Source organism: Larkinella ripae, assembly GCF_054780775.1.
The window spans coordinates 327,176-338,878 of the sequence record NZ_BAAGVR010000030.1 but is presented as its reverse complement, the minus strand read 5'-3'; the positions used below and the strand labels follow the sequence as shown (position 1 = coordinate 338,878).

The window sequence follows — 11,703 nt, the reverse complement described above, 5'->3', positions numbered from 1 at the left end:
ACGGTCGCAAAGGTAGAGACAGAATGAAAAGAGAAATGACGGATCAGGGAGAATCAATGACGCCAGAGGGAGAAATAGGACAAATTGGCCTTACAGGATTTCGGGGACCCACAGGAATCCGATACAACCCGGTTTTTTTTGGAGAAGAGAAAGATTTAATTGTAGAAGAACGGGATCAGCATTTGCAGGATGGATTGGATGGTTCCAGTTACGAATTTATTTCGGGCGGAATTCATATCTGGTACGGAACCATGTGTTTATCCAGGAAAATAAAAACCCGGTTTGCCAATGTCAAGTCGTATATCCAGATGGTTTTTTCGATGCGATCGGATAGCACTTATAATTTTGAAGACACCAACCGTTTTTCTTACAAATTCTCGGATCAGGAACACAACATTTTAGCGCTGCCGGCTAATTATCTATTTGTTGAATTGAAACCCGCAAATCAACTGGAAACACTTTCTATCAATTTATCGCCCGATTTATTTTTCAGTTATTTTTCCGCTACCACCTCCCTTTTAACCGGATTTAAAAGAAGCCTTGAAAAGCAAGTACCGTCGCGATTGAGTAAACGAAATTTACCCATTACGCCCAGAATCAATTCATTACTGTATGAAATTATCCATTGCCCGCTCAATGGTTATAGCAAACGACTTTATATAGAAGCAAAGATAATTGAGCTGTTAGCGCTCCAGCTTGATCAGTACGAACAGGGCTATAATGAACCCGCTCATGCGAATTTAAAAAAGGAAGAAGTTGAAAAAATGCACCAAATTCAACAATTAATATCCGAACATCCTGAGCAAGCGTTCTCGTTAAAAGAAATGGCCCGTCAGGTTGGCACCAATGAATATAACCTGAAAAAGCATTTTAAACAGGTTTTCGGAACTACGGTTTTCGGGTATATTCAAACTTTTCGGATGGAGAAAGCGAAAGAAATGCTGGCGGACAGCACAATGAAAATAGCCGAAATTAGCCGACAAGTAGGCTATAAACATGCAACGCATTTCACCACAGCGTTTAAAAAACATTTCGGTTTTCTCCCGCATAAATTAAAAGCAATGGTATGGCTTCAATTCGTTGAATTGGATACCTTTCTACTTGAAGTTATTTAGTGGACTTTGTCGGAGAAGTTGGATTTTTCGATGTCGATCCGGCTGTAATAAAACCGGTCAGGGCGCATCGTGTCAATCCACCTCATTAGGGCGGTCAGTGGGCCGGCGCGATGAAGGGTTAGCAGTAATGCCGCGCGAAAACCGGTGTTTAAGGGGCGGATTCCCTTTCCTGTCGAAAACAATTGCCTGATTTCGACGATTCATTGACTGTATTCCGGCTTCAAAGCGAGACTCTACTGATGGAAACGAATAAGACAATCTTAGAAAAGGCAAACGCGGCTGTCACGGCGGGCGATAATGAGGGATTTCTGGCTTATTGCACCGAAGATACCGACTGGGTATTTGTCGGCGAAAGAACCCTGCACGGAAAAGAGGCTGTTCGACAGTGGATGACTGTGGCCTACGCAGAACCGCCAAAATTCATGGTTGACCACCTAATCGCTGAGGGTGATTTTGTTACCGCAATTGGCAAAATCAGCACGAAGGACGAAACCGGAGAAACAATTCACTCGGAATATTGCGATGTATGGCGATTTCGCGACGGCAAAATGGCCGAATTAAAAGCATTTGTTATTAAAGCGTAGTCAACGAGTTGGGCTACAACCGCGCTATCACGCCAAAACCGGGATTTGCTGAGCGGTCAATCAACAGCCGGTATTACAGCCGCAGCCTAAACCGGCTTGTTCTGAACATCCTGCCAAAGTTGCTATGTTGCCGGGGATGAGTAACCAACCCTTCGTTTCGACTTACTTGTAATGTCCATTGGTGAGCAGATTGCCGTCTTCGGTGACGGAGTAGCTCTCAACGTTATCGTATTCTTTTACTTCGTACGTTTCATCGGGCCCAAGGTTGTACTTTTCTTTAAACCTTTCTTCGGCCTGCTCGCGCGTTTGATTCACAAAAACCGCCAGGTATTGATAGGGCTCTTTTTGATAAACAATCAGGAAAACGGAACTCGGGCTTGGTAGATAGGCGGCTATTTGATTTTGCATGGCTGTCGTTTCGTTTGGGCTAATAACCGAAAAACTTCCAATGGTAGCCGTTTGTTTGGGGCAGTGAGGCAATAGCCCGGAAAACCTTTTCGGCATTGCCCAACAAAAAGCTCAATCCGGCGGCAGAGCTTACCTCCCTACGAATTGTATTACCACCGAATTTTCAATGAGTTCCAAATCAAAAACCGTCGATCAGTCTGCAACGGGCATGCCCGTTGGTGATTCGGCCGCCGGATTGAATATATTTCTACACGTGGTTACTAAAAGCATCCCGACCTTTGGGATTGTGTATTGCCCCTCGGTAGTATGGAGGTAGTACCGGGGACATCATTAACGAATACACGTTTCCGCTCTACATACCCAGCTACTAATAGCTGGGTATTGTTTTCGGGGCGGTTTAAGCAACCCAGTTGCTTCCTACGGCCACCTTTTCATCCCAAAATCCGGTCCGTTCACCCCATTGTTCCCCACGGTATTTCACCTGTTTGTAAGCTTGCACTACTTGATAAGTCGATTGGTTGCAGGCCCGGTATTTTATGCCGGGTTTTGCTTTTGGAATTGGTCTCCTCGGCTGATTAGTGCATTTCTTCCAGGTCACAAACGGCTCCTTCAATCCCTTGCCTTGATACGCTATTGTTCATCTCGTATCTTTCGGGTAATTACCCTTCCAGTAAAATAGGTAATTAGTTAGTAGCCTATGATTCTTAAAAATGATCCACAGCCCTGGCAAGTGCAGTCGTCTGAATACCTCCACCGGGAGCCGTGGTTTACGGTTCGCCGGGAAGCGGTGCAGATGGCCAACGGCGGTCACATTCCCAACTATTATGTCCTTGAATATCCCGACTGGATCAACGTCGTTGCGGTCACCACGGAAGGTCAACTCGTGCTAATTCGTCAATACCGGCACGGTTTGTCGGACGTTCACTATGAACTTTGTGCAGGCGTAGCCGAATCGGGCGAAGATCCACTCGCAGCCGCGCAGCGCGAATTACTCGAAGAAACCGGTTTTGGTGGCGGTGTCTGGCAATCCTTGCTCACCTTGTCCGCAAATCCGGCAACGCACACCAACCTGACCTATTCCTTTTTGGCAACCGGGGTTGCAGTACAGCAAACACAGCAGCTGGAAGCAACCGAAGAAATCAGTGTGCATCTGGTAAGTCCTGGGCAGGTATTGGACTTGATCAACGCCGGTCAGTTGGTGCAGGCCCTCCACGTAGCTCCTTTACTCCGCTATCTGCTCAGTCTAAACTCAAAAGGCGGTTTTACCCAGGCGGTTTTTAATACAATAGCCTGAAATGTGTTTAAACGTTTTCTTGACTAGGCGTTTAAAAATTCGGTTAAGCATTAGTATCGAGAGAAATTCTTCCCTCAGAGGCTGCAAAAGATTTAAAGCGGATCCCGTTAGAATGTAGTGCTAACCAATCAAAAATACCCGATTGAAATGTACAGCGCCGGCTCTGTCTGAATTTCAACTAAGGTCAATTGTCGGTCAATCGCTTTGCCGGTATTCATTCGAGTTCAACATTCTGAAAAACGCTTTTACGGGCCGACTACACCGTCCCTACCTGCTGTGGGTCTGGGTCAGCAACGCATAGATTTTTTTCACGGCTTTCTTTTCATAAGCTTCTTTGAGAGAAACAATCATAATCGTTCGCTTCATATTTTCTCCTTCAATGGGGATTGCCACGACATCGGGATCGTTTATGCTCGTGTCACTTAATATGGTGTGCCACTGGCCTGTTTTTACAATTTCAAATAAAGTAGGGATGTCGTTTATCTCCATACAGATGTTCGGCTCCAGATTTTTCTGGCTGAAAACGTCTTCAAAAAACTGAATCGTACTGGACCCGCTGAACGGCAAAGCCAGGGGCAGCTCGGCCACTTCCTGAAGCGCTATCGTGTTTTTTTGGGCCAAGGATGATTTCTTAGCCGTTACCAACACCATATTAGAGCTTAAAAGTGGTTGATACTTCAGATGCGGCTCTTTGGGTTTCTCATGAAAAGTCAACACGAAGTCAAAGTGATGCAGATTAAGTCTTTCGAGAAGGTCTTTGGTAGTACCAAACACAACCTGGATTTTGATCTTTGGATACTGCGTAGCGAACTGAATCAAGGTTTTGGCAAACGGAATTCGCATGGAATAAATCACGCCAATGGTGATTTTCCCCGTATTCAGATTTTTTAAATCCTGTAAAAGCAACAATCCTTCATTCGCTTTATTTATACTTTGCAGCGCGTATTCACCAAACAGCTGACCCGCTTCGGTCAGTGTAATCCGTTTTCCAATACGGTTAAACAACGGCACATTTAATTCCTCCTCCAGCTGCTTAATTTGCTGCGACAACGTGCTTTGGCTAATGTTCAAAACCCTTGCCGCTTCCGTAAAATTTAATAGCTCTTTGGCTTTCAAAAAATAATTGAGCTGTCTTAATTCCATTTTTCTAAATCGATTTTTCCGATTGTTTTCATCGAAAAATAACGTTTTGCAAATAAAGGCATTGTTTGAATATTTGCGGAATACGATTTCAAATTGAACCTTTTACCAGTAAATAACGTGATTATGAAATTTAAACTGATTGCATCGTTTTTTCTTTTAACTCTGTGTTTTGCTGCGTCTGGTCAGGAAAAATCCAACCCGGCTGGCGCTGAAAAAGGACTCATTAAAGTATCCATCATGTACCCGTTTGCCGAAGGGAAAACCTTTGATATGGCGTATTATGAAACGAAGCACATGCCGATGGTAGCCGGTTTTTTAGGAGCAAATCTGGTCAAATACACCATCGAAAAAGGACTTGCCAGTGGTATTCCGAACCAACCGCTGCCTTTTATGGCTATTGGAACATTTTATGTAAAAAGCTTAAGCGGTTATCAGGCGGCCATTGCGCCCAACCGAGACGCCATTCGTGCCGATTTTCCAAATTACACCAACATCAGTCCAGTCATTCTGGTGAGTGAGGTAGTCAAATAAACCGGGGATCGCGACCAAGCCGACGGTTAAACCGGGTAGCTGTATCCCAGCCGGATGTACATTGTCAAATGAAAGCGGACCTATACGCGGCTTGATTAAGGTTGAAAAGCCGCGTCAACCAACATTGTGATCACCACACCAATTCACCGAAAGACTATCATCCGTTGAACCGCCTACCGTATCTGCCAAAACTATTCACGGCGGTCAGCTTCCTGATCCTTCTGGGAATCTTTCTCTTTCTTTTCTGGGGGAGAACGAAGCCAGAGTTGCGACCTGAGTGGTTATTGACGTTCCAGCCCGATTTCTACCAGCATGCGTCAAATCTTTGCATCAGCTACTTTCTCTATTCCGCTATCGGCTACACCTGGCTACTCATCGGCGTGAGTCTACGATACCTTGTCCTGCTAGGTGCAGCCATCATATTCGCTAATTTCATCTATGAAAGCTGGATTCCCATTCTGAATACCCCCGACTTACTGGATGCTTATTACGGCGCTGCGGGGACCAGCCTGGGCTTTTTATTTTTAGCCCTTGCCAAACGCTTTGGCCTCCGATTCAACCGGGCGGCAAGCTAAAAGACCTTGTCAGCGAAAACCGGAAAGAGGCTATAAACCTCTTTCCGGTTTTGTTCCGTAAAGTTTAGGCTACCGGTGCGGAGAAATTCAAGAGACCATTGGGCCTGCTCGAGTTTAGCCTCATCCTCCTAGCGAGAAGCCGGAAAAAGAACTATGCAGGTAGTCGTTAACTCTTTTTAACAAGCCGCTCCGTTTGATTCAAAGGCGCAATTCCCATCTTTGCCAGCGCTCCAGGCGCTACACCTGGATCGACTCGTTTGATGAAGCTATTCCCTCTCTTTATACCAACCACCCCAATCTGGGTCTTCAACTTCCCCGAGCGCCGGGGTTCAGCGGAGCGGTATACCTGCTTATTAACGGTGGGACCTTTTCGACGGCGGCCGAGTTTGCCGCTCTGGTTCGCAGCCAGAAGCGGGGGCAGTTTATTGGCCAGGAAACCGGTGGCGGGTATTTGGGTAACAGCAGCCTGGCCGCCCCGGTGCTGACGCTGCCCCATTCGCAATTCAGACTGACCGTTCCCCTGGGCCGGTATGACTTAGCGGTTATGCCACAAGCCATCGTCGGCCGGGGCGTCCAGCCCGACCACCCGATTCGTTATACGCTGGAAGACCATGTGGAAAAGAAAGACCCTGAGCTGACTCGGTGTTTTGAACTCATCCGAAAGCAGAAAACGACGGGGGCATCACGCTAAAGGGTATCCGCATGATAGCAGTACTTAGTTTTCTATAAAGTCAAGGTTGTAAACAAACTGTAAACGAACGCCGTGATTCAGCTCGACCACGGATCGGTTGGTGAAGGGATCAGGCTGAGCATGCTGCCGAATCTGGTACAAATAATTCAGCTCCAGTTTAGTATTTCCACTGAACTGATACCCTATACCACCCGACAGGCGATTCTGGTTAAACACATTATCCTTAACATTCGGACCAAACCCAATAAAGAGTTCATCAAACCCATTAAGATAAAATTCCTGGTCGTCAATTGTGGAGCCAGTTAAGGGAAGGGTTACGGATAACTGAAATCGAATACGGTTTTGAAATTCCCACTTCTGTACTGCCTCCTGGCCCGTTTTATCGCGGCTTCCTAGCCAGCGTTGTTCAAGACGAATACGCTGCTCCAGGCCCAGGCGACCCAATTGATCCTTTAGCGTAATATCTTCATAGATTCGATTTTCCGGTTCTGGTTTACCAGCCACCTCAGGGTATTTACCGTATCGGAACGATTGAAAATAGGTATACCCAGCTGACACTTCCACCCGATCCGAAAGAGTTCGTACGAGACCTAACCGCGCTAAATTTTGCTGCGGCATGCGCAATCCACCCACTCTGCGCCCTTGGTATTCGGTATGGATGGCCCAGTTGGTATTTAATTTATGGTCGCCCACGTAGACAAACCATCCCAGGCAATTCGGATCACGTAGGCGGGGACCTTGTCCGAAGCAAGCCGGCATGGTAGCGATAACCATCCATCCCATAAATAGTAAAGCTTTCATAAACAATGAATGGTGAAAAGCAGGACTTTGTTAACACTGCTCGTTTACTCCAGGAGATTGCCTCGTAATTTTACGTTTCAACTCCCTCCCTGTTCGTCAATTCTTCGGCCAGCGTTTGCATCAGGTCTTTACGCTTTGCTCCGGAATTTGTTCAGACTCAGCTTCTGTTGGGCTCGGTTTTCCTCCATTAGCCGCTTATATGCACGCAAGGCATTGCCGGTGGTCAATTCTTTCCCTCTGGATGAAACCTTTGAGTAAAGGATTAGTTAATCGGGAGTATCATTCGAATTCGTCTCTAGAATTAAGCCTCTTCAATCAGTCGTTATGAAATTGCCTTCGACTCTGTTTAGAATAGTAGGGATTGCTTTTGTTTTGATTGCCCCAAGGGCCTTTTCGCAGGAAGGCAACAAAGAAGTTATTGCCCAGCAAATGGAAGGGCATATTTTTCGGCCCAAACAACTACAGGCCACATCGGATAATATCGCTCAACTGAAATTACCGGCTGGATTTACCATCCGTAAATTTGCAGAAGGTCTGGGGAAACCCCGCATGCTAGCGGTCAGCTCAACTGGAACGGTATACGTTACGAACCGGGAAACCGGAACGGTGACCATGTTGCAAGACCAGAATAAAGATGGGCGAGCCGACAAGAGCCAGGTAGTTGCTCAGAAAAAAAATATGCATGGTATAACCATTCGGGGCAATAAAGTGTACCTGATCACGGTCAATGAGGTTTACACGGCGGCAATCAAACCGGACGGTACGCTGGATAGCCTGCAACAAATCATAAAGGGCTTGCCAGATGGGGGACAGCACGGGAACCGAACCATTCATTTTGGTCCCGACGACCAGCTGTATATCTCCGTAGGCAGCACGTGCAATGCCTGTAAGGAGACCAGTGACGAAAGCGCCACGATGATTCAGGCAAAAGCCGATGGCAGCAGCCGGCGCATTTTTGCGAAAGGACTACGCAACACCATCGGGTTTGACTGGCATCCCCAAACCCACGAGTTGTGGGGGTTCGACCACGGTATTGACTGGCTGGGTGATGAAGACCAGAAAGAGGAATTGAATAAAATTAGCGATGGCGCCGATTACGGCTGGCCGTATGTATATGCCGACGGAAAATTCGAGATGCACTTCGACCCATCGGGAATGACCCACGAGGAGTACGCTAAAAAGACCACCAAACCCACGCTGCTGTATGAGGCTCACGCAGCGCCAATGTCGCTGCTTTTTTACACGGGCGCTCAGTTTCCGGCCGATTACCGGGGTGATGCCTTGGTGAGCATGCACGGTTCGTGGAACCGGGCCAAGCCATCAGGCTACAAAATTGTTCGGGTACGGTTTGATAAAGGAAAACCGGTAAAGATCATGGATTTCATTAGCGGTTTTCTGACCGACAACAACCAGGCCCAGTTTGCCCGCGTCTGTGGACTGGCCCAACTGCCGGATGGTTCGTTGCTAATTGCGGAAGATGCCACTGGAATCGTTTACCGGGTAAGCTATTCCCAGACCAAATAACAAACATCGCCATTGGTCTGTGCCCTTGTATTTTTAAGATGAAGAAAATGGGATGAGTAAATTTATTTTAAATTCCTACTGACTTCCCCTTATAGCTGCATGGCGTGAAATTCCTTTGCGGTTGAAGTAACAAAACAGCTAGTAGTCTGACCGACGATCCGGGACAAATTTTCCTAACCCTGATTTTTGCCGGTTTTCCCGGGAATCCACCTTACGCTTTCAGGTAAAATAGTGGGGAGCGTTATTTCTAAAATTCTCAGGATCAGGCTCAAATGCCCTCTGGCTTTGGCTCCCTCAACTGCCGACAACGTAATGATCAAAAAGCTTCACTTTAAAAGACGTCCTACAGGTTGCCTTGCAACTGAAATAGAAAAAGCACTTACAAATGAATGTAAGTGCCTGATCATTAATGTGGGCCTACTTGGAATCGAACCAAGCACCTACTGATTATGAGTCAGTTGCTCTAACCGAATGAGCTATAGGCCCGGGCCGGAAAACCGGCAGCTTTGTCCGATAGGAGGAAAGCGTTTGCAAATATACAAAATTCGTTGTTTGCTTCAAGGTGCCGCCGGAAAAGTCCCTGCAACATTCTCCCCTATTTTGACGTATATTTGCCCAAGAACCGGCCCCCTTTCCATTGGCTTTCCAGAACAAAAAAAAGATCCTGAACGACCCCGTTTACGGGTTTATTACGCTTCCGAACGAGTTGACCTTCGACTTGGTCGAACACCCGTATTTTCAGCGGCTCCGGCGCATCAAGCAGTTGGGCCTGTCGGAACTGGTTTATCCCGGCGCCCTGCATACCCGGTTTCACCACGCCCTGGGCGCTATGCACCTGATGGGACAGGCCATCCAGACGCTGCGGGGCAAAGGCCACCGGATTTCGGAAGCCGAATGCGATGCCGCCCAGATTGCCATTCTCCTCCACGACATTGGCCACGGGCCGTTTTCGCACGTTCTGGAATATACCATTATGGAGGGCATCCCGCACGAACAGTTGTCGCTGCTGCTCATGCACGAACTCAATCAGCAGTTCAACGGCGGCCTGAGCCTGGCCATCCAGATGTTTGAAGGAACCTACCCCCGCCCGTTCTTTCACCAACTGGTTTCCAGTCAGTTGGATATGGACCGCATGGATTACCTCAACCGCGACTGTTTTTACACGGGCGTAGCCGAAGGCACCATCGGGGCCGACCGCATCATTAAAATGCTGGACCTGGTCGATGACCACCTCGTGGTGGAAGCCAAAGGAATTCTGAGCATTGAAAATTTTCTGAGTTCGCGCCGGCTGATGTACTGGCAGGTTTACCTCCACAAAACATCCCTGTGTGCCGAAGCCATGCTGTTGCAGATCATTCGCCGGGCCCGGTTTCTGCTCACCCAAACCGGGGGTGATCCGGCCAGCGAGCAGGCGGTTTTTACCACCCCGGCGCTGCACACTTTTTTGTCCGGAAAGATCACGATGGACGACTTTCACCAGCATCCCGAATACCTGAGGGCTTTTTCCCGACTGGACGATTACGACATCTGGACCTGCATCAAATTCTGGAGCCAGCATCCCGACCGGGTACTGGCAACGCTCTGTCAGATGCTCCTCGACCGGCGGCTTTTTAAAATCATCATGTCGGACGTACCCTTTGCCGGCGAACTGGTTCACGAAATCGAACAGCAATTGCTCGAATCCAGGGTTCAACCGGATGAATTATCCTATTTCCTGGTTGAGGGAGTTGCAACCAATTCCGCCTATTTACCGTCTATTGATAATATAAATATTAAAATGAAAGACGGGCGGATCATCGACATTGCCGATGCTTCTGATCTACCCGGCATCAAAGCACTTACAAACATGGTCAAACGGTATTATCTCTGCTGGGCGAAAAACCTGCCTCACCAACCGGTTTGGTTGGTATAGTTCAATTTGTTGTCTACCTTAGCGGCACAATTAACCGACTCATACATAGCTCCAACGACGACGACGTCCACCCTATGGAATTAACAGTGAAGCAGATTGCTGCCCTGCTCGGCGGTATAGTTGATGGAAATGAATTTCTGAAAATCAATCAACTATCCAAAATTGAAGAAGGTCAGGAAGGCAGTATCTCTTTTTTATCCAATCCGAAATACGAACAATATTTGTATACTACAGCCGCTTCAGCCGTCATTGTCAACACCGATTTTCAGCCCCGGCAAGCGGTCCAGGCTACATTGATTTTCGTAGATAACTCCTATTCTGCGTTTACCAAATTACTGGAGCAGGTCAACCGGCTTCAACCCGTCGAAAAAATAGGCGTTGAACAGCCTTCCTTTCTGGCCGAAAGTGCGCAGGTGGGCGATCGGATTTACCGCGGAGCTTTTTCGTACGTCGGCGAAAATTGCCGGATCGGCAACAACGTCAAAATTTACCCGCAGGTCTACATCGGCAACAACGTAACCATTGGCGACAATACGGTTATTCAGGCCGGCACCCGGATCAACGACAATACGGTTATTGGTCAGAACTGCGTCATCAAACCCAACGCCGTCATCGGTAGCGAAGGCTTTGGGTTTGCGCCCGAAGCCGACGGTTCGTACCGAACCATCCCGCAATTGGGCAACGTCATCATTGAAGACAATGTCAACATCGGCGCTAATACCACCATCGATTGCGCCACGGTCGGCTCCACCATCATCCGGCAGGGCGTCAAACTGGATAACCTGATTCAGGTTGGTCATAATGTCGAAATTGGTAAAAATACCGTCATTGCGGCCCAATCCGGCATTGCCGGTTCTACCAAAATCGGTGAGAATTGCGTCATCGGTGGACAAGCGGGCGTTACGGGACACATCGCACTAGCGGACGGCACCAAAGTGGGCGGCCGGTCCGGTGTCATGAAAACGGTAAAAAAAAGTGGCCGATCCATTCAGGGATCACCCGCTTTCGAGCTTCAGGAGAGTTTGCGCTCGCAGGTGGTTTACCAGCGGCTTCCTGCGCTCGAAAAGCGTATTGAAGATATTGAAAATAAATTAACCAAACCATGAGTTACGGACGAACGGTTTT

General features: G+C 47.7%; 12 protein-coding genes and 1 tRNA gene. 9 read left to right on the top strand and 4 right to left on the bottom strand.

What is annotated here, in order from left to right; translation table 11 throughout:
* Positions 1–23 precede the first annotated feature (23 nt).
* Positions 24–1,115, top strand: coding sequence for a helix-turn-helix transcriptional regulator (locus ACYVHX_RS27890; RefSeq protein ID WP_460674997.1), 1,092 nt, complete (start codon positions 24–26; stop codon positions 1,113–1,115).
* Between the two features lie 239 nt (positions 1,116–1,354).
* Positions 1,355–1,699: a nuclear transport factor 2 family protein gene (locus ACYVHX_RS27885; protein WP_460674996.1), complete on the top strand. Its 345-nt coding sequence runs from the start codon at positions 1,355–1,357 to the stop codon at positions 1,697–1,699.
* 162 nt (positions 1,700–1,861) lie between these two features.
* Here ACYVHX_RS27885 and ACYVHX_RS27880 read toward each other — a convergent pair whose 3' ends face one another.
* Positions 1,862–2,107 (bottom strand): hypothetical protein, encoded by a 246-nt coding sequence (locus ACYVHX_RS27880; RefSeq protein WP_460674995.1) that lies wholly within the window; start codon positions 2,105–2,107, stop codon positions 1,862–1,864.
* Between the two features lie 697 nt (positions 2,108–2,804).
* Here ACYVHX_RS27880 and ACYVHX_RS27875 point away from each other — a divergent pair.
* Positions 2,805–3,401 (top strand): NUDIX hydrolase, encoded by a 597-nt coding sequence (locus ACYVHX_RS27875; RefSeq protein WP_460674994.1) that lies wholly within the window; start codon positions 2,805–2,807, stop codon positions 3,399–3,401.
* Between the two features lie 267 nt (positions 3,402–3,668).
* On the opposite strand, the gene ACYVHX_RS27870 is transcribed toward ACYVHX_RS27875, so the two are convergent.
* Positions 3,669–4,544 (bottom strand): LysR family transcriptional regulator, encoded by an 876-nt coding sequence (locus ACYVHX_RS27870; RefSeq protein ID WP_460674993.1) that lies wholly within the window; start codon positions 4,542–4,544, stop codon positions 3,669–3,671.
* A gap of 123 nt (positions 4,545–4,667) precedes the next feature.
* Here ACYVHX_RS27870 and ACYVHX_RS27865 point away from each other — a divergent pair, with 123 nt between their 5' ends.
* The 3 genes from ACYVHX_RS27865 to ACYVHX_RS27855 all read left to right on the top strand — a co-directional run bounded on the left by ACYVHX_RS27865 (position 4,668) and on the right by ACYVHX_RS27855 (position 6,341).
* Positions 4,668–5,075 (top strand): EthD family reductase, encoded by a 408-nt coding sequence (locus tag ACYVHX_RS27865; RefSeq protein WP_460674992.1) that lies wholly within the window; start codon positions 4,668–4,670, stop codon positions 5,073–5,075.
* Between the two features lie 101 nt (positions 5,076–5,176).
* Positions 5,177–5,650 (top strand): hypothetical protein, encoded by a 474-nt coding sequence (locus ACYVHX_RS27860; RefSeq protein WP_460674991.1) that lies wholly within the window; start codon positions 5,177–5,179, stop codon positions 5,648–5,650.
* A gap of 193 nt (positions 5,651–5,843) precedes the next feature.
* Positions 5,844–6,341 carry a S41 family peptidase gene (locus ACYVHX_RS27855; RefSeq protein WP_460674990.1) on the top strand — a complete coding sequence of 166 codons (498 nt, stop codon included), beginning with the start codon at positions 5,844–5,846 and terminating at the stop codon, positions 6,339–6,341.
* A 24-nt stretch (positions 6,342–6,365) separates the two neighbouring features.
* Here ACYVHX_RS27855 and ACYVHX_RS27850 read toward each other — a convergent pair whose 3' ends face one another.
* The gene (locus ACYVHX_RS27850; protein WP_460674989.1) at positions 6,366–7,142 is read right to left on the bottom strand and encodes a DUF2490 domain-containing protein; all 777 of its coding nucleotides are present in this window, start codon (positions 7,140–7,142) and stop codon (positions 6,366–6,368) included.
* 324 nt (positions 7,143–7,466) lie between these two features.
* Here ACYVHX_RS27850 and ACYVHX_RS27845 point away from each other — a divergent pair, with 324 nt between their 5' ends.
* Complete coding sequence (locus ACYVHX_RS27845; RefSeq protein WP_460674988.1) at positions 7,467–8,666, top strand: PQQ-dependent sugar dehydrogenase; 1,200 nt, start codon at positions 7,467–7,469, stop codon at positions 8,664–8,666.
* 412 nt (positions 8,667–9,078) lie between these two features.
* Here the strand turns inward: ACYVHX_RS27845 and ACYVHX_RS27840 are convergent.
* Positions 9,079–9,152, bottom strand: a tRNA-Ile gene (locus tag ACYVHX_RS27840).
* Positions 9,153–9,303: 151 nt separating this feature from the next.
* Between ACYVHX_RS27840 and ACYVHX_RS27835 the strand changes: the two genes are divergently transcribed.
* Together ACYVHX_RS27835 and lpxD are read left to right on the top strand one after the other, a co-directional pair.
* Positions 9,304–10,578, top strand: a complete 1,275-nt coding sequence (locus ACYVHX_RS27835; protein WP_460674987.1) for an HD domain-containing protein — start codon at positions 9,304–9,306, stop codon at positions 10,576–10,578.
* A 74-nt stretch (positions 10,579–10,652) separates the two neighbouring features.
* Positions 10,653–11,684, top strand: coding sequence for a UDP-3-O-(3-hydroxymyristoyl)glucosamine N-acyltransferase (gene lpxD / locus ACYVHX_RS27830; protein WP_460674986.1), 1,032 nt, complete (start codon positions 10,653–10,655; stop codon positions 11,682–11,684).
* Positions 11,685–11,703: the final 19 nt, after the last annotated feature.